Annotated in this window: 16 protein-coding genes and 3 pseudogenes; 15 read left to right on the top strand and 4 right to left on the bottom strand. The window is 60.5% G+C overall.

Going from position 1 to position 21,766, the window contains the following annotated elements; translation table 11 throughout:
• Window positions 1-112 precede the first annotated feature (112 nt).
• Entirely contained in the window at window positions 113-385 is a 273-nt protein-coding gene (locus OMP40_RS00240) for a hypothetical protein (RefSeq protein WP_277528206.1), read from the bottom strand.
• Here OMP40_RS00240 and OMP40_RS00235 point away from each other — a divergent pair.
• The 4 genes and pseudogenes from OMP40_RS00235 to OMP40_RS00220 all read left to right on the top strand — a co-directional run bounded on the left by OMP40_RS00235 (window position 375) and on the right by OMP40_RS00220 (window position 4,584).
• Complete coding sequence (locus OMP40_RS00235; protein ID WP_277528205.1) at window positions 375-809, top strand: hypothetical protein; 435 nt, start codon at window positions 375-377, stop codon at window positions 807-809. The genes OMP40_RS00240 and OMP40_RS00235 overlap by 11 nt on opposite strands.
• Before the next feature lie 349 nt (window positions 810-1,158).
• Entirely contained in the window at window positions 1,159-2,793 is a 1,635-nt protein-coding gene (locus tag OMP40_RS00230) for a response regulator (protein WP_277528204.1), read from the top strand.
• A 143-nt stretch (window positions 2,794-2,936) separates the two neighbouring features.
• Window positions 2,937-3,830 (top strand): annotated as a pseudogene (locus OMP40_RS00225) (cache domain-containing sensor histidine kinase); the annotation flags it as partial.
• 118 nt (window positions 3,831-3,948) lie between these two features.
• Window positions 3,949-4,584, top strand: a complete 636-nt coding sequence (locus OMP40_RS00220) for a sensor histidine kinase (RefSeq protein WP_277529153.1) — start codon at window positions 3,949-3,951, stop codon at window positions 4,582-4,584.
• A gap of 504 nt (window positions 4,585-5,088) precedes the next feature.
• On the opposite strand, the gene OMP40_RS00215 is transcribed toward OMP40_RS00220, so the two are convergent.
• On the bottom strand, window positions 5,089-6,231 hold the full coding sequence (locus OMP40_RS00215) for a transposase (RefSeq protein WP_277528203.1): 1,143 nt from the start codon (window positions 6,229-6,231) through the stop codon (window positions 5,089-5,091).
• Window positions 6,232-6,645: 414 nt separating this feature from the next.
• Here OMP40_RS00215 and OMP40_RS00210 point away from each other — a divergent pair, with 414 nt between their 5' ends.
• The 9 genes from OMP40_RS00210 (at window position 6,646) to OMP40_RS00170 (ending at window position 16,545) form a co-directional block, all read left to right on the top strand.
• The gene (locus OMP40_RS00210) at window positions 6,646-6,891 is read left to right on the top strand and encodes a hypothetical protein (protein ID WP_277528202.1); all 246 of its coding nucleotides are present in this window, start codon (window positions 6,646-6,648) and stop codon (window positions 6,889-6,891) included.
• A complete protein-coding gene (locus OMP40_RS00205) occupies window positions 6,888-7,817 on the top strand; it encodes an ABC transporter permease (protein ID WP_254639560.1) in 930 nt (309 codons plus the stop codon). The genes OMP40_RS00210 and OMP40_RS00205 overlap by 4 nt, the downstream gene beginning before the upstream one ends.
• A gap of 86 nt (window positions 7,818-7,903) precedes the next feature.
• Window positions 7,904-8,788 (top strand): carbohydrate ABC transporter permease, encoded by an 885-nt coding sequence (locus tag OMP40_RS00200; RefSeq protein ID WP_277528201.1) that lies wholly within the window; start codon window positions 7,904-7,906, stop codon window positions 8,786-8,788.
• Window positions 8,789-8,844: 56 nt separating this feature from the next.
• Window positions 8,845-9,159 carry a hypothetical protein gene (locus OMP40_RS00195; protein ID WP_277528200.1) on the top strand — a complete coding sequence of 105 codons (315 nt, stop codon included), beginning with the start codon at window positions 8,845-8,847 and terminating at the stop codon, window positions 9,157-9,159.
• Window positions 9,095-10,423 (top strand): extracellular solute-binding protein, encoded by a 1,329-nt coding sequence (locus tag OMP40_RS00190; RefSeq protein ID WP_277529151.1) that lies wholly within the window; start codon window positions 9,095-9,097, stop codon window positions 10,421-10,423. The genes OMP40_RS00195 and OMP40_RS00190 overlap by 65 nt, the downstream gene beginning before the upstream one ends.
• Window positions 10,424-10,530: 107 nt before the next feature.
• Window positions 10,531-11,709 carry a hypothetical protein gene (locus tag OMP40_RS00185; protein WP_277528199.1) on the top strand — a complete coding sequence of 393 codons (1,179 nt, stop codon included), beginning with the start codon at window positions 10,531-10,533 and terminating at the stop codon, window positions 11,707-11,709.
• Complete coding sequence (locus OMP40_RS00180) at window positions 11,681-14,215, top strand: glycosyl hydrolase family 28-related protein (protein WP_277528198.1); 2,535 nt, start codon at window positions 11,681-11,683, stop codon at window positions 14,213-14,215. Before OMP40_RS00185 ends, OMP40_RS00180 begins: the two co-directional genes overlap by 29 nt.
• Window positions 14,112-15,377, top strand: coding sequence for a sugar-binding protein (locus OMP40_RS00175; RefSeq protein ID WP_277528197.1), 1,266 nt, complete (start codon window positions 14,112-14,114; stop codon window positions 15,375-15,377). Before OMP40_RS00180 ends, OMP40_RS00175 begins: the two co-directional genes overlap by 104 nt.
• Window positions 15,378-15,594: 217 nt before the next feature.
• The gene (locus OMP40_RS00170; RefSeq protein WP_338131004.1) at window positions 15,595-16,545 is read left to right on the top strand and encodes an S-layer homology domain-containing protein; all 951 of its coding nucleotides are present in this window, start codon (window positions 15,595-15,597) and stop codon (window positions 16,543-16,545) included.
• A gap of 470 nt (window positions 16,546-17,015) precedes the next feature.
• Here OMP40_RS00170 and OMP40_RS00165 read toward each other — a convergent pair.
• Together OMP40_RS00165 and OMP40_RS00160 are read right to left on the bottom strand one after the other, a co-directional pair.
• Window positions 17,016-18,075: pseudogene (locus tag OMP40_RS00165) on the bottom strand (anthranilate phosphoribosyltransferase).
• Window positions 18,072-18,695, bottom strand: coding sequence for an ANTAR domain-containing response regulator (locus tag OMP40_RS00160; RefSeq protein ID WP_277528196.1), 624 nt, complete (start codon window positions 18,693-18,695; stop codon window positions 18,072-18,074). Before OMP40_RS00160 ends, OMP40_RS00165 begins: the two are co-directional and overlap by 4 nt.
• 333 nt (window positions 18,696-19,028) lie before the next feature.
• Here OMP40_RS00160 and nirB point away from each other — a divergent pair.
• Window positions 19,029-21,438, top strand: a pseudogene (gene nirB, locus OMP40_RS00155) (nitrite reductase large subunit NirB).
• A gap of 18 nt (window positions 21,439-21,456) precedes the next feature.
• Window positions 21,457-21,765 carry a nitrite reductase small subunit NirD gene (gene nirD / locus OMP40_RS00150; protein ID WP_277528195.1) on the top strand — a complete coding sequence of 103 codons (309 nt, stop codon included), beginning with the start codon at window positions 21,457-21,459 and terminating at the stop codon, window positions 21,763-21,765.
• Window position 21,766: the final 1 nt, after the last annotated feature.

Genomic DNA, 21,766 nt, shown 5'->3' with positions numbered 1-21,766 from the left:
CACGAATTTCCCGCCCGCACGAACATCCCGCCCGCATCAACCCTGCGAGTTTTTCCAACCTGTCGTCTCTGCGCCAATTCAATCGCAATTCCCACCACCCCTACCCACGTTCTTACAGCAGCCGAAGAGCAGCCGGATTCATTTCATATCGCACAATATGTTTGCCTTGGGTTCCCGACAGCGGCGTAAATAATCCTTTTTCGCTTAACGAACGAAGCGTCCGGACGGCGATGCGATGGTTGACCTGCAACTGCTCTTGGACGTCGATCGGACGCAGCGGCCTGGATAGCGCGCATGCAAGTCGAATCGTCTCGCGCTCCGCGAGACCGTCCAGACCGATCGGTGCTGCCTCTGACTGGTAGCGGCCGATGAACATGCGCAGCAAGCGTGACGCACAGGTCCGGCCGGGCCACTACGTCGTCGTACGAGAAGGAAACGACCTGGTAGCCCATTGCGCCCAGAAACGTTTCCCTGTTGAGCTCATTGGAATACTTTTGACGGTCCATGTCCCGTACGTGCGGGCCGAAGCCTTTAATTTCGAAGACGAATTTGACGTTCAGAAAAATCCAGACAAAGTCGCAAAAGTAGGATATGCCCCGCCAATCCATCACCTCGTACTCGGGATGCAGTCCGTCGAAATCGCCGCGGAGCCGCCACCATACGTTTTTGCAAAACAACTTTTCCGCCTCCCGGTGTCCGCGTTCAAGCCGGCCTCTGCGTTCCCCGGTCCGCCGGGTCAAATGGTATTCCATAAACGCGGCATGCGCTTGCTCGAAGTTCATCATTCGCCAATCAACCCTTCACCTTAAAATAAAATCAAAAAAAACGCCCCGTCTCCATTCGCGCGGAATGAAGAGGGACGTGCTTCGTCTCTTGCTTACCATTGTAAATCGTTAAAGAGGCGCCGTCCATCGATTTTGCAATCGCCCGAAGCCGCCCATACCCGCCCAAACCCGCCGGCAGCCGTCGGCAACTGCCCGCTACCGTTCCCTACCGATCGCTTCAGCGGCTGTCGCCTGCACGCATTTCAGAATCGAGATACAATCGCACTATAAAAGCTAAGATATGCACATTGCGCTTTGGCGGCCGCGAGCGTATGCTTTTCTGACGAATGTACGCAATTGACGAAAGCGGATTCATCGGGAAGGGGAGAGCGTCATGCTGGCTCTGATCGTGGACGACGAACTGGAGATTCGGGAAGGACTTCGAACGCAAATCCCCTGGGCCGACTACGGGATCGAGGAGACGGCGGTCGCGGACGACGGCGATACGGCGCTGGCCATCGCCAGAGCGCGGATGCCGGACCTCGTCGTGACGGATATCCGGATGAACCGCATGTCGGGACTCGAGCTGCTCGAGCGTCTGTCTGCCGAGCGTCCGGGCGGCTGGAAGGGGATCGTCATCAGCGGGTACGACGATTTCGACATCGTGCGGACGGCCATGAAGCTCGGCGCGATGGACTATATTTTAAAGCCGATCAACGCAGAGGAGCTCGGCGAGATCGTCACGCGGACGATCGGCCAGCTGCGCAAGGAGCGGGCCGAGCGGGAGCGCCAGAGCCGGCTGCAGAGCGATCTGTCCTCCGCCCTGCCGAAGATGCGGGATGAGGTCGTACGCGAGCTGATCGAGGTGCCGTACGACCCTTACCGGGAGACGCGGATCGCGCACAGGCTGCGGACGCTGGAGCTGGACTGGCTGCTTGGCGGCCATCTGGCGCTCCTGCTCGTCGAGGTGGACGACCTGAGATCGATCGAGACGCGCGAAGGCTCGCAGCTCGCCAAGGAGCTCATTTTGTTCGGCATCGGCAACGTCGCCAAGCAGACGCTCGAGGAGGACATGCCGCATCCGTTCGTCCTCGTCCCCGACCGAAAAAACCGCTGGGCGATCGTGCTGCAATGCCCGGATAACGGCTGGCACGAGGCTTCCAAGGAACTCGCCGGGCTGTTGATCCGGCGCGTCAACCAATATGTCAAGGTGAACGTGAGCGTCGCGATCAGCTCGGGATGCGGCGATGCGAAGCGTCTGCATGCACTGTATCAGGAGGCCGAGGACATTTTGATGCAAAAGGCCGTCTACGGCGGCAATCGCGCGCTGACGAGTCTCGGCTGGGAGAACGAGGCGGAGCGGGATGTGCCGTCGATCGCGCAGGCGGACGAGGTGCTGGATCTGGTCCGGTACGGCACGGACGAGGACATCCGCTCGGCGATGGACCGCTTCGTCGAGATGGTGCGGTGCTGGGGCGCCGGTCACATCCGGGACACGCAGCAGCGGATTTTCGAGTGGCTGCTGAGCCTGTTCAAAAAGGCGGCCGCGCTCGGCTGGACCGACCGTTCCTGGGAGCGCAATCCGGTCATCGTCTGGGAACGGCTCGAGAAGTTCGACACGCTGGAATCGCTGCGCGAGCAGTCCGAACAGTTCCTGCTGGCCATGGCCGAAGACTTCCGCAGCCATGCGGCGCCGCCGAGCCAGATCATCCAGGAGGCGGACAAGTTCATCCGCGCGCATTACGCAGAGAGCCTTACGCTGCCGAGCGTGGCGGCCGAGGTGCATGTGACCCCGGTCTGGCTGAGCAAGCTGTTCAAGAAGGAAATGCACCAAACGTTTCTCGAATACTTGACCGACATCCGCACGGAGAAGGCGAAGCGGATGCTCGCGGACGTGCAATATAAAATTTACGAGATATCCGCGCAGGTCGGCTACAAGGACCCGGTGCATTTTACCAAAGTGTTCAAAAGGCAGACGGGACTGACGCCGAAGGAGTACCGCAGGCTGCAGGGCATCGCGGATGAGTAAGGCGATCTCGCTGCGGCTCGCCTCGTCGCTTCGCAACCGGATGATACTGATCTTTTTCATGATCATTGTCGTCCCTTTTTTTATGGTTCGCCTATTACGCGCACGTCAAGTCGATCGAGGGAATCTCGAACGCGAACCTGTCGATGACCAACAACTACTTGCTGCAGGCGCGCAAAAACTTTCAAAATTACTTGAGCGCGCTGAACGAGCAGGTCAACGACCTGATCGGGGACAAACGTCTGCAGGAGCTGCTCGCCCCTGCCGGGGGCGGGCCCGGCGAGGACATGTTCACGGTCGACCTGCTGACCTGGCTGTACCAGCGAACTCCGGCCGTCGATGCCTTCCGGGTGAGCGTGTATCCGATCGATCCGGACCGGTACGGCGATTATCTCAGTACGATCGGCGAGCCCAATGTGGGGATGCAGGCGTGGTTCCGCCAATCGGCCGCCCAGGTCAGCCCTTCCTGGTACTTGAAGCTGCCGGAGAAGGGGCGGCTGGAGCGTCCGCTCCTCTCCTACGTCAAACGCTTTTCGGGGCTGTACGATCAGACGCCGCGCGGCATCATCGCCGCGGACCTGTCGGAGGACCAGTTCAAGCGATTTTTCTCGCCCAGCGGGCAGATGATCGAGCAGCGGCTCCTGCTGCTTCGGAACGAAGACGGCGTCGTGCTGTACGACTCGTTCGAAAACGGGTGGACCGGCGCGGCGTTTCCCTCGTCCGGCTTCGTCGAGCAGTTCCGCACGGGCAGCGAAGGGGAGAAAACGATCGCGCTCGACGGAAGCAAGTATCTGGCAAGCTTCGTCCGCATGGACAACGAGCCATGGGCGATCGTCAGCTTAACGCCGCTCAAGGACCTGACCGGCACGATCGATGAGATCAACCGGGCGATCGTCTACTTCCTGATCGGTTATCTGCTGTGCTGTGTCGGCGTCGTCCTGTACATTACGGCATCCTTCACGCAGCCGATCGTCCGTCTGGTCCGTTATATGCGCAAGCTGGAGTCGGGCGATTACCAGCAGCAGATCCCGCCGTCCCGCAGGCAGGACGAGGTCGGCTGGCTGTACCGGGGCTTCGGCAGCCTCATCCGCAAGATCGAAGGATTGATCGTCGAAGCCTCGCGCGCCGAGCGCGACAAAAAAAGAGCTGGAATTCCAGGTGCTGAGCCATCAGATCAATCCGCACTTTTTGTACAACACGCTCGAGTCGATCCGCTGGAAGGCCGAAAAGCACGGCGCCGGCGAGGTCGCGAAGATGGTGTCCGCGCTCGGCAACCTGCTGCGTCTCAGCCTGAATCAGGGCAAGGAGATTACGACGCTGGGCAGGGAGCTGGAGCAGGTCAAAGCTTACGTCCAGATCGAGCAGGCGCGCATGGGACGGCCGATCCGGATATTGTACGGCGTCGACGACGAGCTGAAGGAGCTGCCCTTCCTCCGGCTGCTGCTCCAGCCGCTCGTCGAGAACGCGATCCAGCACAGCATCCGCAACGACTTCGAGAGCGGGAAAATTCTGATCTCCGCCAGCCGGGAGGGCGGCGATATCGCGATCGACATTATCGACAACGGCGGCGGCATACCGCCCGAAGCGCTCGCGAAGCTCGAGACGGAGGAGCCGCCCGGCAGCCGCAGCACGGCGAACGCGAAGGGCGTCGGCCTGCGCAACGTCAACAACCGGCTGAAGCTATATTTCGGCGAAAGCTACCGCCTGCATATCGAGACGGGGCCCGAGTTCGGCACGAAGATCGCGCTGCGGCACCCGATACTGGACGAAGAAGAGAAGAGCCGGCCCGAATAGGGCGGCTCTTTTTTTTGTGCGAAGTAGGCGTTGGAAGAATTGCCTTCTTTCTGACTCGGACGGTCTCGGGCGGCGGCGAATCGTGGACAGGCTAGCGCGGTTTTGGCAGCGCAGTATTAGCAACGCAATTTCGGCAACGTGGTTTCGGCGTGTCAGGGCTTCTCGGATACTTGGCGGCACGTAAAAACCTGCATATGAAGTCAATTTCAGAATTCATTTGGTGATGGAGCCAAGCATGAGGCCAATGTTGGGGAAGTCCTTTTTTTTTGAGGTTAAGCGGCTGGTTTTGCTTCGCGGATGCGCTTGTTTAATTTATCTATTGCAAGTTTGCATACATTGTATGTGAGACAACTTAAGTCCATATCTACGAATGCACGTCTTTTAAGCTTTCGCGTCGTGCCTAATTCCAGATAAAGTTTTAAATAGGCAAAGACACGCTCAACCGCGGTCCGCTGTTTAAATAATTGATGGAACTTTTCACTGCCTCGCCCAGGTGCAGTATATCTACGAACATCCTCTTTTACTTGTTTTTTTTATCACCTTTTGGCAGCCGTCGGCTTGAAACGGACAGGCTGCGCATTCTTTGGGTGCTACAAATTTAACAGTATCCCGAGTCGCATCATAGCTATCGTAGCGGTACGAATGACCTTGTTTGCACGTTGGGCGCAAGTGCTTATCTACACCATCCGGCAGTTTGGTGCGATGAACAAGCGGAATAAGCGAACATGCACCTACATCTCTAACTTGCTGGTAAACGGGCTCGCTATCGTAACCTTTGTCGCCTAACACGTACTTAGGCTGGAGTGTTGGGAACCGCTCTTTTAATCGTTTAAGCAGCACGATCGCCGGACGTTGGTCGTTTACATGAGCCGAGCAGTTTACGCCAGTCACAATATACTGACTCTGGCAATCCACTAACAAATTGAGCTTGTAGCCGTACCAATATTTTACGCGTCCGCTTCCGCGGGGATCGCCTTTTGCTCCTACACTTGGATAGGTCGGCATGTCCGCGATGAGTTCCTCGTAGCTGCAAGACAACATCCCCGCAACTTCCTTTTCGAAGTGTGTTAACGAAGCTTCATAGGCCTCGACTTGCGCACGCCACGCGGCCTCCTCGGCTTTGGGGACGCGCCCGCGTTTGACACGCTTGGGTTTCTCGGGCTTGGGGGCTGGCTGCGGGACATGGCTGACGGCGTCCAGAAAAGCAGGCTCTTCGCTGTCTTCTACCTCCTTGGGGAGAATGGACGGGGCCGGTTTAGACGCGTCAATTTTGGGGTTTCGGTCAAAGGCTTCCACATGCGAAGAGTCCACCGCCATGCTTTCACCTTTCAGGAAGCCTTCTGTAATCGCTGCATCCACCGTAATATCGATGACCTCATGCAGGATACCGGACTGCTGAAGTTTGGTGAAAAGCCTGGAATAGGCGGCTTGGCTCGGTACCCGATCAGAGCCTGTAAAGTGACAGCGCAATCTGAATTCTGCACTGCTTTTCAGACGGTTGACCAGGTCCTTGATGAAGCGAATATGCTCGATTTTGCAAAGGATAAGCGAAAAGATCATCGCTCTGGTGTTCAAGCTTTCGGGCCGACCACGTCGTTTGAAGCTACTGATGGCGTACAAGATTTTCGCAATAGGAACTTCTTCCAAAATGAGGTCGTCTTTTGACGCCGGGGACATTTTTAGAAGGGTCTCAAAGGAAAAGAGCTCTTCCTGTCGAATTGGTATCGTAGGAGTACTTCCTTTCTTTCTCGTTTTGGGTGGCTAACCTTAATTTCGAGAATGTGGGGAGGTACTCCTCTTTTGGTGCGCCAAAAAAAGTCAGTCGTAGCAAGGGGTTTGAATTATGAAATTGACTTTATGTACACGTATTTTCTGCCGCCCCGCGACACTCGATGAAATACATGCAAATATGCAGGTATTTTCGAAGCAGATGCCTTAAATCGGGCTATGAGAGGAAAATAACTGCATTTTTGCATCCTTTTTTGTACGAAGGGAGCGACATCGGCAAAAAAAGGATGTATATTTGCAGGCATTTCTGCGAAAGAACGAAGCGGGCGATGATTGAACGACCTGTCGGTGCGGCTGCAAGATGTGTCATCGATCGGCATCGATCGGCCTGCGATCGGCGTGTCTCTCGATTGGATCATCGATCGGCATGCCATCGACATGCCATCGAAATGGCTGTCGGACGCTTTTGTCGGAACAGGACATTCAGGGACCGCAAAGGATAAGATCCGCTCATGGAACGCCGGACGGCTCCCCTTTATCATGAAGGTATCACGAAACAGAAAGGAAACATGCGCATGAAACGCCGAAACGGACTCGTCCGGGATCTCGCGCAAAACCATCAGCTCCTCGTCATGTTCCTGCCCGTCGCGACGCTGCTGTTTTTGTTTTGCTACCTGCCGCTGTCCGGCCTGATCATCCCGTTCAAAGACTTCGACTTCCAGAAGGGCATCTTCGGAAGCGACTGGATGGACCCGCTTTTTAACAACTTCGATTACCTGCTGTCCTCGGACGCCGCCTTCCGCGCCGTTCGCAACACGATTTTGCTCAACGTGCTCTTTATCGCGGTCGGACTCGTCTTCGAGGTAGGTTTCGCGCTTATGCTGAACGAGCTGCGGAACAAGTACTTCAAGCGGGTGACGCAATCGCTGACGTTCCTGCCGTTTTTTATCTCCTGGATCGTCGTCGGCGTATTCACCTACAACCTGCTCAACTACGAGACGGGCGCGGTCAACCGGTTTCTCGAATGGATCGGCGCGGGACCCGTCGACTTCTACAGCGAAGCGGGCTTGTGGCCGATCATCCTGACCATCGCGATCCGTTGGAAAGTGACAGGCTACGGCACGATCATCTACCTGGCCGCACTCACCTCCATCGATAACTCGTATTATGAAGCCGCCTCGATCGACGGCGCTTCGCGGTGGCAGCAGATCCGCTACATCAGTCTGCCGATGCTGCGTCCCACTGTCGTCATTCTGACGCTGCTCGCGATCGGACGGATCATGAATGCGGACTTCGGCATGTTCTACGCGATGGTCGGCGACGCCACGCTGCTGTTCCCGACGACCGACGTCATCGATACGCTCGTCTACCGCAGCCTTCGCCAATCCGGCGATATCGGCATGGCCTCCGCGGCCGGCTTCCTCCAGTCCGTCGTCGCCTTCGTGCTCGTGCTGTCCAGCAACTACGCTGCCCGCAGGATCGACAGAGACTCGGCGATTTTCTGATCCCGGCCGGGCAGTGCCGTTTCGGCGGCGACGAAGGCAGCGGCAATAACCGCGATTACGCAATTTCGGCAAGGAGGCTGATAACGATGCTCACCAGAAGATTCTCGCTAAGCCAGGCAGCGATCGGCGCGATCGTCCTGCTGTTCAGCCTGGCGTGCCTGTTCCCGTTCATCATGGTCGTCTCCGGCTCGCTCAGCACCGAGAACGACATCGTCAACTACGGCTACGCGTTCATCCCGCGCCACGTCACGCTGAGCTCCTACAAGATCCTGCTGCTCGGCTCGAGCCGGATCGTCGACGCCTATATCATCAGCATTCTCGTCACCGTCATCGGCACCGTGCTCTCCATCATCGTGAACGGCATGGGCGGATACGTCATGGCGAGGCGATCTTTCAAATACCGCAACGTGCTGTCCATCTACGTCATCATCACGATGCTGTTCAGCGGAGGGCTCGTGCCCTGGTACATCATTTGCGTGAGGTACCTCGATCTGAAGGACACGCTGTGGGCGATGATCCTGCCGCCGCTCGCGAACGCCTTCAACATGTTCCTCATCCGCAACTTCATGATGGCGATCCCGGAGGACCTGTACGAATCGGCGAAAATGGACGGCGCCAGCGAATACCGGATTTTCTTCCGCCTCATCGCCCCGCTGTCCGTGCCGGTGCTCGCCACCGTCGGCCTGTTCGTCGCTCTCGGCTACTGGAACGATTGGTTCCTCGGCCTGATGTTCATCGACAAGCAGGAGCTTCAGCCGCTGCAACTGCTGCTGCGGACCCTCGTCTCCAACGTCGAGTTCCTCAAGAGCTCCAGCAACGCCGCGGCCATGCAGCAGATCTCGGCGACGATCCCGTCCGAATCGATCAAGATGGCGCTCACCGTCATTACGATCGGGCCGATCATCTTCCTGTATCCGTTCGTGCAGCGCTATTTCGTTAAGGGCCTCATGGTAGGCGCGGTCAAAGGTTGACTATACCGGCTCCGGCCGTGATAGTATATATCTCACAATTAAGGGGAGAGGTTCACATGCGAAAGGGGAAATCGGCTACCGCGGTACTCGCCGGCGTCATGCTGCTCGGCGCGATGCTGTCGGCCTGCGGAGGCAATAACAACAACGGCAACGCAAGTCCGTCGGGCACGGCGACGGCAGGCGCAAGTTCCAGCGCCGGCGGAGCGGCGAGTCCAAGCGCGACGGCCAAGGCGGAGGACGAGGTCACGCTCAAGTTCTACTTCGGCGGCGACAAAAAAGGCGGCGACCGACGAAGTATGGTCCAAGATCAGCGACTATGTCAAAGACAAGGGACTGAACGTCAAGTTCGACATCAACTTTATCCCGTTTAACGACTTCAAGGACAAGATGCTCGTCATGGCGGCTTCCGGCGACAATTGGGACCTCAACTTCGACGGCGACTGGCTGTCCTACAACCAGATGGCGGCCAAAGGCTCCTACATGGCGCTGAACGACCTGCTGCCGCAGTACGCGCCGAATCTGTACAAGAAATACGAGGAGCAGGGCACGCTTTCCGCGGCGACGATCGACGGCAATATCGTCGGGCTGCCGTGGACGATGAAGATGAACCAGCGGCAATTCGTCACCTGGCGCTCGGATCTGACCGAGAAGGCCGGCATCAACGTGGCAAAGGACTCGGTCAAGACGATCGAGGATACGGAAAACCTGCTGCGCGAGCTGCGTAAGGCCTATCCGAACATGAAGCTGAACCGCACCGGCCCGCTGACGCTCATCAAGATTCGCGAAGAGTGGATCGACCTGAACCAGCACGGCCTCGGCTACTACTTAAGCGATCCGTCGATGAAGATTCAACCGATCGAGCAGCAGCCGTTTTACAGGGAAGCCGCGGTCAAGGCGCGCCAATGGTACGACGAGAAGCTGATCAACCGCGACGCGATGATCGACAAGACGGACGGCGCCGCCGAATGGCGCAACGGCAAAGCGGTATTCACGCTCACCTCGCACGAATGGGTTAACGCCGATCCGGGCTTTTCAGACCCGTCGTTCAAGCTGGACTCGTCGCTGATCTATCCGGACAAGAAGCAGGTCAACCGCACGCCGCTCGCCAACGTCGCCGCGATCAACCGCAACTCCAAGCATCCGGACCGCGTGCTGCGCTTCCTCGACATGATCGAGACGGACCGTACGCTGTACGATCTGGTCCAGTACGGCATCGAGGGCAAGACTTACAAGCTTGACGGCGACACGGCCGTCTATCCCGACGGCATGAGCACGACGACGAGCAACTACATGGAGTGGGGCGGCCAATGGGCGTTCTGGAAGCCGCAGTTCATGCGTCCGACGTCGACTTATCCGAAGGACTTCTGGCTGCACGAGGCGGAGTTCGCCAGCGAGCCGATCAACGTCAACTCGCCGCTCGACGGGCTGTTCGTGTCCGAGGAGCCGATGAAAAACGAGCTGGCCAAACGCGACCAGGCGATCGAGGAATTCAACAAGCCGATCGAATTCGGTACGGTGAAGGACCCGGAAAAAGCGGTCGACGACTATATCGAGAAGCAAAAGAAAAACGGCCTCGACAAAATCCTTGCGGAAACGCAAAAGCAGGTCGACGCCTTCCTCGCAGCCAAGAAGTAATAAGCTTATGAATGGCGGGAGCCCGCCTCGAACTCATCATAGCGGTCGATGATTCGCGGGGGGCTTCCTTTTCTTTTGTCCAAAACAGGCATTGGAGGGATAGAGGAATGCGAAGCTATACGAAAAACGCGTGGCGTTCGTGGATATCGGGATGGGTGGCGGTCCTGCTGCTGCTCGGCAGCTGGCCGGGACATGCGCCGGCCCAGCTTCAGGGGCGGGCAAGCGCCGCGGAGATTCCGGCGGGTGATTTGTCGGGAAATGAAAGCGTTAGCATCTTGCTCGGAGACGTGCCGGATGAGAATGGCATCTCCGCGCGGCCCGGAGACGGAGATCCGGCGGGGCTTGTCGCGGGAGAGCTGGACGGCCGCGCATACTGGCAAACGAACCGGTCCGCGGACGACGAGAGCAAGCGGATTTTGTATTTCTACATGAACGTCGACGACGGCTACTCCGTCAACATGGCGGCGTACGACGTCGAAGTGACGGTCGATTATTACGATGCGGGCGGCGGCAAGCTCGTCCTGCAGTATGACGCGCAGGGCGAAGGCAACGGCTTCAAGGACGCGCCGCTATTCAGCTACGGCGATGCGGGCGCCTGGAAGTCGCATACGTTCAAGCTGTCCGACGCGAACTTCGCGAACCGGACGGGCGGGTCGGACTTCCGTCTCGGCATCGAAGGCGGCGGCGCGAGCTGGCAGACCAATGCGGAGCTGAAGCTCGCGAAGGTCGTCGTCACCAAGACGTTGAAGGCGGCCGCGGCGGACGAAGCGAGCATCGCGCTCGGCGAGACGGCGATCGAGGACGGCATCGCCGGACGTGGCGGGGACAACGAGTCCGGTCTCGTGAAGGGGACGCTGGACGGCAAGGGTTACTGGAAAACGAATCGCGGCGCGCCGGGCGACCGCACGCTTTATTTGTACATGAACGTGGACGACGCCTATTTGTACGACAATGCGGACAAGGACGTCTACGTGACCGTGGAGTACCTGGACCAAGGCGGCGGCAGCTTCGTGCTGCAGTACGACGCGCTGTCGGCGGCATTTAAAGACGCGCCGCTGTTCACGTACGGCAACAGCGGACAGTGGAAGACAAAGACCTTTAAGCTCATCGACGCCAAGTTCGCCAACCGGACGAACGGCTCGGACTTCCGTATCGGCATCAGCGGCGGCGGCAATCCGGAAAATAATCCGGATCTGACCGTGGCGCGCGTATCGGTCAAAAAAGGTCGCGCGGTCGTCGACGGCGACGCAGACGAAGGTGTACGATACGCAGTTCGCGACGGATGACGTCGTGATCGCGGACTTCAGCGTCCTCGACTTCGGCGCGAAGGCCGACGGCGCCAGCGACGATACCGCCGCGTTCCAGGCGGCGCTCGATGCGGCCGGCGGCAACGGCGGCGGCGTCGTGTTCGCGCCTGCCGGCACCTACCGGCTGAACGGTCATCTGAACGTGCCGACCGGCGTGACGCTGCGCGGCGACTGGATCAGCCCGGACGCGGCGGGCGGACAGGTCAAAGGCACCGTCCTGGCGGCCTACGGCGGACGGGGACAGGCGGACGGCGAGAGCTTTATCCAACTGCAGCCGGTGAGCGGCGTCACGAACCTGTCGGTGTGGTATCCGGAGCAGTCCATCGATGCGCCTGCGGCGTACCCGTGGACGTTCGAGCAGCTGCCGGGCGACAGCGCGACGATGGCGAACATCACGCTGGTCAACAGCTATGGCGGCATCAAGATCGGACCGGAATGGAACGAGCTCCACTATGTGAAAAACCTGTTCGGCACCGTGCTTCATACCGGTATCTTCCTTGATTTCACGACCGATATCGGCAGGCTTGAAGGCATCCGGCTCGCGCCGTCCTATTGGGCGACATCGGGGCTGGCGGGCGCGCCGGACGCGGGGCAGGTGCGCGCCTATACGACGACGCACGCCGAAGGCATCGTGATGGGCCGTTCCGACTGGGAGTACATGTCGGACATTCGCCTGTCGGGCTTCGACAACGGCATGCGGGTGACGACGCGCACCGGCTCCGCCGAGACGGCGAACGCGCAGCTGTACGACGTTCATGTGAGCGACAGCCGGATCGGGCTGAAGATCGAAGGCGTCAACGATTACGGACTGCTGGTGACGCGCAGCAGCTTCGCGGCGGGCGTCGGCGGCTCGCCGGCCGCGATCTACGCGACCGCGGGCTTTCACGCGATCGCGCAATTCCAGGAGGTCCAGGTCGACGGCAGCGGCGGAAGCGCGGTCGTCAGCGAGGGCAGCGGCGTGCTGTCTTTCGAAAACGGGACGTTCGAGGGATGGGACGAAGCGAACGGCCGCTATGCGATCGAGCTTGGCGGCGGATCGCTGATCCTCGGGCAATCGATCTTCGCGAGCGCGGCGAAGCAGGTCAAGCTGACGGGCGCGGCGCAGTCGCTGAACGCGGTGAATTCGGGCTTGGACGGCAGTCTGCAGGTGACGGACGATAGCCAGGCTGCGGAGGTTAACGTCACGCACAACGCGAGTTATACGCTCGAACGGCTGCCCGGCGAGATCCCGACCGACACGGCGGCCAGGCCCAAGCCGGCGAACCGGCAACTGTTCGACGCGACGGCCGAGCCGTACAATGCCGACCGGGCCGGCGCGATTGACGCTTCGGCCGCGATCCAGCAGGCGCTGGACGCAGCGGGCGGCGCAGGCGGCGGCACCGTGTATTTGCCGGCGGGCATCTACCGCGTCGACTCGCCGCTGTCGGTGCCTTCGGGCGTCGAGCTGCGCGGCTCCTGGGACGTGCCGCACCATACGATCGGCGGCGGCACGGTGCTGTTCACCCGCTACGGCCAGGGGGCGCCGGAAGGCGCGACCGCGCTGATCACGCTGAAGGCTTTCGCGGGCGTACGCGGCTTGTCGGTCTACTATGACGAGCAGGACTGGAACAACGTCAAGCCTTACGCCTGGACGATCCGCGGCGAGGGGCACGGCGTTTACGCGATCGATACGACGCTGATCAATTCCTATCAGGGCATCGACTTTGGCACCTACGACACGAGCGGCCATTATATCGACTACGTAGCGGGCTCTCCGCTCAGGGAGGGCATCTATCTCGGCGGCGGCGCCGAAGGCGGCTTCATGCGCAACGTGCAGTTCAACCCGCATTATTACGGACGCAACAACTACCCGAACCATCCGTCCACGGACGCCGACTTCGACAAGGTATGGAGCTACCAGAAGGAGCATCTGGACGCGTTCCGCATCGGACATGTCGACGGGGAGACGATCTTCAACACGTTCGTCTACGGCTCCCAGTACGGCATCCACTTCGCCTCGGAGAGCGGCGGCGCGCCGGTCGCGACCGTGCTCGGCCACGGTACCGACGGGAGCAAGAAGGGCGTTTATCTGGAGGGCGCCGGCGAAGGGGGGCTTGACGTTCGTCAACACGGAGCTCGTGTCGATGAGCTCGACCGACAAGGTTTACATTACGCTGGAGGACGGCTTCGACGCGACCGCGCGGTTTTTCAACACCTCGATGTGGGGCGATACGTCGCGTTCGGTCGATATCCGTTCGGGACGGCTGCGGATGCAGCAGAGCAACTTCACGACGGTCGGCGAAAAGGGAATCAATGCGCTCGGCGGCGACGTCGCGCTTTACGATTCTTACTTCCAGCAGCCGCGCACGACGCATGTGTACGCGGGACCGGATATCGAGCGGATGACGATCACGAACAATTTGTTCAAGGGCGGCCTCCAGCTCGTCAACGAAGCCGGCGTCAAGGTCGGCGGCTCCAACCTTGTACCGGTGGCGTTGAGGCTTGAAAAGACGGCGCTCGACCCGGCGCACAAAGAGCGTTCGAACGCGAAGCTGGTTCTGTCCAACGCGACCGATTCGGCGGCGCTGTCCGGCAAGATCGAGCTCGTGCAGCCTTCGGCTTATGCTGCGCTGCTGAAGCCGATCCGGTTTGCGGGCGTTGCTTACGGAGACAGCACGGCGATCGACCTGCCGTACCTGGCGGCCGCTTCGCTGAAGTTCAAAGTGACGCTGGACGACGGCAGGACGTATCTGTCTTCGGTGAAGCTCGCGCAGACGTTCGGCGGTTCTATGACGGGTGACACATCGGATGCGCCGCGGATCGATCTGTCCGCGCAGGACGAATACGCCGGCGGCGGACGATCCGGCGCGGCGGATCTGAGCGCCGACGCGGGCGTCGCTTGGGATGACGAAAAGCTGTACTTCGACATTATTGTGAGGGACGACGTTCACAAGCAGTCCTACGGCGGCGGCGATATTTGGCAGGGCGACAGCATTCAGCTCGGCATCGACCTGAATCGAGGGGCCGGCGCGGCGAGCAAGCAGGTAAGCGAGCTGGGCTTCGCCTTGCGCGACGACGGCAGCGTCGTCAAGTGGCGCTGGAAGGCGCCGGATGGTTTGCAGACGGGCGCGCTCGGCGCGGACGTCGAAGCGACGGTGACCCGCGACGCGGAAGCGGGCGCGACGCGGTATGCGATCGCGATGCCGCTGGACCAGTTGCACGGCGCGGGTTTTGACTTTGACCCGCAGGCTGCGCTCGGGTTCACGCTGCTCCTGAACGAGAACGACGGCAGCGGACGCGAAGGCTACATGGAATACAATCAGGGCATCGGCGCAAGCAAGGACTTTACGCTGTTCGGCGACTTGTATTTGCTGGACGGCAGGCTTCAGCGAATGGTCGCTGCCTTCGGCCCAGGCGGCCGTGAACGAGGCAAAGGCGAAGAAGGACGCAACGTCGATCGACGCGGCGCGCGGCTTCGTGGCGCTGCTGCCGGAGGGCGCGGATCGGACGGCGCTCGCCGCGGAGCTGGATGCATTGGAGGAGGAGGGCGGGCAGCCTACGCCGACACCGACGCCTACGCCTCCGCCCGCGACAAATGGACCGACCGCATCGCCGACACCGACGCCGGCAGCCGGGACGGTCACGCTCACGCCGGCGGCAACGCTTGATGCGGCAAGCGGTATCGCGCGAGCTTCGGTCGGAGCGGACGCGTTGGCCCAGGCTTACGGCAATGATGGCGTTAAGCTGGTCAAGATCGTACTGTCCGGCGTGTCCGGGGCATCCGGCTATGCGGTCGAGCTGCCTGCGAGCGCGCTGGCGGAGGGCGGTGCCGCCCGACGGCTTGAGCTTTTCACGCCGATCGGTTCAGTCATTGCGACCGGCGATATGCTTAGCGGCGGCGCGTTGGCGGGCGTGACGGAAGGTAAGGTGACGTTAATCGTGGAGGCGGCCGATCGGAAGGCTTGGAGCGGGGAGCTGCGGGCGCTAGTCGGCGAACGTCCGGCCATCGACGTGTCGCTGGTGTCCGGCGGCAAGCCGATCTCCTGGAGCAACGGCAAATCGCCTGCCGTCATCTCCGTCCCGTACACGCCTGCATCGAGCGAAGCCGCACAACCTGGTAAGCTGACGATCCGCTACATCGACGCACAAGGGATGGCGCACCCGGTCGTCAGCGGACGATATGACGCGGCGCATGGCGTCATGACTTTCCGGACGACGCATTTCAGCGAATACGCGGTCGCTTATGTCGACCGGCGCTTCGACGATCTCGGCCGGGCCGAGTGGGCGCGCGAAGCCGTCGAGGCGCTGGCGGCTCGCGGCATCGCGGAGGGACGCGACGGGCGCCATTTCGACCCTGGCGCGCAGGTGAGCCGCGCGGACTTCCTGCTGCTGCTCGTACGGATGCTCGAATTGAACGAGCAGACGGGTGACGCGAACGCGGCTGCAGGTCAGAACGACGGAGCCGCCAAGTTTGCGGACGTGGCGGCAGGCGCGTACTATGCCGACGCCGTTCGCATCGGCGCGGCGCTCGGCATCGCCGGCGGCTCCGGCGACGGCCGGTTCCGGCCGGGCGGCGCGGTCAGCCGCCAGGAAGCGGCGGCGCTGGTCGCTCGCGCGCTCCGCGGCACAGGCGCGGGACTGCCTGACGGCGACGCCGCGGCGCTGGCGGCGTTCGCCGACGCATCCGATGCGGCCGCGTACGCGAGACCCGATCTCGCGGCGCTCGTGGGCGCCGGCCTGCTGCAAGGCGCCGGCGGCAAGCTGCGGCCGCAGGGCGAGCTGACCCGCGCGGAGGCGGCCGTGCTATTGTACCGCGTCTACGCGCGCGGTCAATAAAAAGATGGGTGAATCGTCTGCCGTTGAGCAGGCGATTCACCCATTTCCGCACGTGCCGGACCGGTCCAGAAGGTGCCGGTTAGGGCAAAAAGTTACTCTACAGGCTCGCGCCACGACCCAGATGATGCCTTAAAGGCAAAAAGTTACTCTACAGGCTCGCGCTACGACCCAGATGATGCTGTAGGGGCAAAAAGTTACTCTACAGGCTCGCGCCACGACCCAGATGATGCTGTAGGGGCAAAAAGTTACTCTACAGGCTCGCGCTACGACCCAGATGATGCTGTAGGGGCAAAAAGTTACTCTACAGGCTCGTGCCACGACCAAATGATGCTGTAAGGGCAAAAAGCTACTCTACAGGCCATCGCCATTCCTATAACAGGCGGATGCGCCCAATCTGCCGCTCTAAAGACAAAGAGACGCTCCTTCCTCCGGCAACCGGAAAAAGGAGCGTCTCTTTGTCCCGCGGCTACTCAGCGCGAAGCCGCCGCCTCGGGCGTCGTGCCCATTGGCTCGAGCAGCGCCGTCCTCCAGCTCTGATACGTTGCCAGCGCCTCGCCGCCGTCGAGCAGCGCCTTGCAGGCGTAAAGCCCTTGCTCGACCGACTCGGCCTTCCCGGCCAGGTGCAGCCGGACGGCGCCGTTGAACAGCACCTGGTTCGTGTATGCCAGATCGGCATCTCCGCGAAGCACCGCCTCCGCGACGGCCAGCTGATCCGCGGGCGTCCATGTCCGCTCAGGCGGCTCGGCGTCGATGCCGTAAGTTTCGGGATCGAAGATTTGCAGACGGAACTCGCCGTTTTCCACCAAATAAGCTCGGGTCGGGCGGTTGATGTGCAAATCTTCCGAACCTTCCGCGCCCTGGACGATAAGCGCCTGCTCGTAGCCGAGCTTGATGAACAGCCTGGCGAGCCGGTCGAACACGGTGTTATGGTAAACGCCGAATACGATGCGCGGCGACATGCCAAGATCGAGCAGCTTTTCCGCGCTGTTGAGCACCGTGCGCATGCCAAGCTCCTCGCGAATCTGGCGCAGCCGGCCGAGCGGCGGACACCACGCTTCGGTAGACGCGAAAAACACGCCGGACCGCTCGAGAGCGAGCAGCGACCGCTCGGGCGTCAAGTCTGCCGCTCGAATGCCGACGCACGAGACGATATCCTGCAGCGTGATGCCCCATTTGGGCGGAAGGGAGGCTGTCCCGTGCAATGCGGTCGGCACGCCGGCCGCCGCGAGCAGGAAGGCGGTCGGAAACGTCGCGTAAAAGGACGTTTTGCGGCCGTCGTAAGGCCCTGCGCAATCCAGGCCGATGCCGAGGCCCTCGGCGCGGCGCGCGTGCTCGCGCGATACCCGGACGAACGCCTCGAGCTCGTCGACGCTTTCCATTTTAATGCGCTCCGCGATAAAAAAAGGCGCCGGTCTGCGCCGGCGTCGCTTCCTGCGTCAGGATGGCTTCCGCCGCCAGAACGGCTTCGTCGTAGGTCAGGTCGCGGGCGCCGCGCTTGCCGCGGGCGACTTCCTTAAGCAGCTGGATCATCGCTTCGTCCTCCCTTGTTTTTGCTCTTGCAGCAGATTGTAGACATTGACGATGGAGGTCGCGACGTCGACGAGCCGTTTGCGTTCGTTCATCGCTTGCTTGCGCAGGATGTCGTAGGCCTCGGTCTCGGTAATGTTCTTCACTTCGCACAAAATGCCCTTGGCCATGTCGATCCATTTGCGCTCTTCGATCTTGGCGAGCAGCTGTCGGCGTTCGAGATGCCACTGCTGGCGCTCGAAACATTGCTTGGCGCCGAACTGAAGCGTCCAATGAATGTCCGTAGGCCGCATCGATGCGCTAAGCACGCCGTCGGCCATCACGCCGTCCTCGCAGGCTTCGACGGACAGCGTCGCGGTCGCTTCGCTGCACCACCACAGGATCGGCACGACTTTCCAATCGAGTACGCTTCGGCTCCAGGCTTCGATATCCGGGATGGGCAGATCGAGGATCAAGGCGTCGGCTTCCGCGATTCGCTGGCGCGCCTGTTCTTCCCCCCGCGCCGTCGCTACGGTATAACCGGCCGCGCGCATGACGGCTTCCGGGAGCTGCTGCCTCGAAGCTGCGGATTCGAGCCGCTCGGCGGCAGTCGGATGGTTATGAACAACGAGCAATGAACGCATCGACGCCCCCCTCTCCTATCGGTTCGCCATTCCTAAAGGAAGGCGACACATTTTCTTCGTTACTTTTTTATAACACAAAAGAAAGAGGAGTGTCGAGCGAAAAGATATTTCATTTTTTCATGTTATATATATTGACACGTCGATCGTTTCATAATATATTCGGGTTAATCAATCGCGAATACAATGGCGTATTCGGCTGAAGCGGCAATGGAGCCTGCTTTCGTGTCATGGGAGATTTTCGTTTCCCGTGCCGCGAGGCAGGCTTTTTGAGTTTCTAACGAGATATCCGAAACGGGGGAAACGCGAACATGGCGGACAAAAAAGAAACTGGTGATGATCGGCAACGGGATGGCGGGCGTGCGGGCTTTGGAGCATCTGTTGAAGCTGGCCCCGGAGCTTTATGAAATCACGATTTTCGGCGCCGAGCCCTATCCGAACTACAATCGCATCATGCTGTCTTCCGTTCTGGCCGGCGGCACCGAGCTGAAGGATATCGTCATCAACGACTGGGAGTGGTATTCGGAAAACCGTATCGCGCTGCACGCGGGACACACGGTGACCCGGATCGATACAGAGGCGCGCATCGTGTATTCGGATCAAGGCGTCGAAGCCGCCTATGACACGCTTGTCCTGGCGACGGGATCGCGTCCGTTCATGCTTCCGCTGCCGGGCGCCGACAAAGAGGGCGTCATCGGCTTCCGCGACATCGCGGACTGCGAGACGATGTTCGAAGCGTCGCGATCTCACAAGAACGCCGTCGTCATTGGCGGCGGCCTGCTCGGTCTCGAAGCGGCCCGCGGATTGCTGAACCTCGGTATGGACGTCTCGGTCGTTCATATCAGTCCGAACCTGATGAATCGCCAACTGGACGAACCGGCTTCCAAAATGCTGCAAAAGGAACTGGAAGCGCAAGGGATGAAGTTTTTGCTGCGCAAGCAGTCCGAGCTCATTTACGGCAAAAAGCGCGCAAAGGGCCTTCGCTTCACGGACGGCAGCGAGGTCGAAGCGGACCTGATCGTCATGGCCGTCGGGATCAAGCCGAACGTATCGCTTGCGAAGTCCGCCGGCCTGGCGGTTAATCGCGGCATCGTCGTGAACGACTACATGGAGACGAGCGTGCCGAACGTCTACGCTGTCGGGGAATGCGCGGAGCACAGAGGGATCGCCTACGGTCTCGTCGCGCCGCTGTACGATCAGGGCGCGGTGCTGGCCAAGCGGCTCGCCGGCGTTGACACGGCAGGCTACGAGGGTTCGATGACATCCACCAAGCTCAAGGTGTCGGGCGTCGACGTATTCTCTGCGGGCCAGTACGAGGAGACGCCGGGCACGCGCGCGCTCCGTTATCAGGACGAACTGGACGGCGTCTACAAAAAGCTCGTCATCGAGAACGACCGGCTCGTCGGCGCCGTGCTGTTCGGAGACACGTCCGACGGCGCGTCCCTGTTCTCGATCATGAAGAAGGGCGAATCGATCAAGGGCAAGGAAAAAGAGCTGCTGCTCGGCTTCGCCCCCGGCGGCCAGGCCGCTTCTCCCGCGAGCCGGCTTGAAAGCATGGCCGACGACGAGATCGTCTGCGGCTGCAACGGCGTCTCCAAGGGCGCGATCAAGGAGGCCATCGAGACGAAGGGCTGCGCCACGGTCGGCGAGATCAAAGCCTGCAACAAGGCAACCGGCTCCTGCGGCGGCTGCAAGCCGCTCGTGGAAGGACTGCTCGGCCTCTATGCGGGAGAGCGCGCCGGCGAAGCCGTCAAAGAAGGCATCTGCGGCTGTACGTCGCTGGACCGCGACGAGATCGTCGCCGGGCTGCGGCGCCTGGAGCCGGCCACGATCAAGGAAGCGATGCTCGCGCTCGAATGGAAGCAGCCTGAAGGCTGCACCAAATGCCGGCCGTCTCTCAACTATTATATGGGCATGCTGTGGCCCGAGCGCTACAAGGACGAGAAGGAATCCCGTTTCACCAACGAGCGCTATCACGCCAACATTCAGAAGGACGGCACCTATTCGGTCGTACCGCGTATCTACGGCGGCGTCACCACGCCCTCGGAGCTGAAGAAAATCGCGGAAGTCGCGGAGAAGTACGATGTCCCGCTGGTCAAGTTCACGGGCGGACAACGTCTCGACCTTTTTTGGCGTCAAAAAGGAAGACCTGCCGGGCATGTGGGAGGACCTCGATATGCCGTCGGGCCACGCATACGGGAAAATGCTGCGCACCGTCAAAACTTGCGTGGGCAATACGTTTTGCCGGTTCGGTACGCAGGATGCGATCGGAATGGGCATCCGGCTGGAGAAGGAGTTCGAGCGGATGAACGCGCCGGCCAAGGTCAAATTCGCGGTATCCGGCTGTCCCCGCAACTGCGCCGAGGCGACGATCAAGGATTACGGCATCGTCGCGATCGACGGCGGCTGGGAGCTCCACGTCGGCGGCAACGGCGGCGTGCACGTCCGGGCGACCGACCTGCTGTGCGTCGTGAAGACGGAGGACGAGGTCGTCGAGTGGGGCGGCGCGTTCCTTCAATATTATAGAGAGAACGCGACTTGGGGCGAGCGGACTTCCGTATGGGTGGAGCGCGTCGGCGTCGAAGCCATCAAGGCCGTGCTGGAGGATCCGGAGGAACGCAAAGCGCTTCACGGACGAATCAAGACTTCGCTCAGCTACCTCAAAGATCCTTGGAAAGAGATCATCCAGGACAAAGAGCTGCGCAAAAACTTCGAAGCGCTCGCGGTGCCCGCGCCGCTGAACTAAGGACTGGAGGCGGAGAATATGACGAAAATGCTGGTCGCTCACGTTGCCGATATCGATGCCAAAGGGTCTCGCACTTACCGCCATGAGGAGCTGGAGATCGCCATCTTCAAATTGTCCGACGGGCAGATCCGCGCCGTCGAGAACCGCTGCCCGCACAAGGGCGGCAAACTTTCGGAGGGCATGGTGTGCGGCACCGCGATCCACTGCCCGCTGCACGACTGGAAGATCGATCTGAAGACGGGAAAAGTGTATGAGCCGGACGACGGTTGCGTGACCTCCTACGAGACCGAAGTAGATGACGCAGGTTCGATCTTTATCACGATTTAGA

This window comes from Cohnella rhizosphaerae, assembly GCF_029525575.1.
GTDB classification, from domain to species: domain Bacteria; phylum Bacillota; class Bacilli; order Paenibacillales; family Paenibacillaceae; genus Cohnella; species Cohnella rhizosphaerae.
This window is presented reverse-complemented; position numbering and strand designations above follow the sequence as displayed.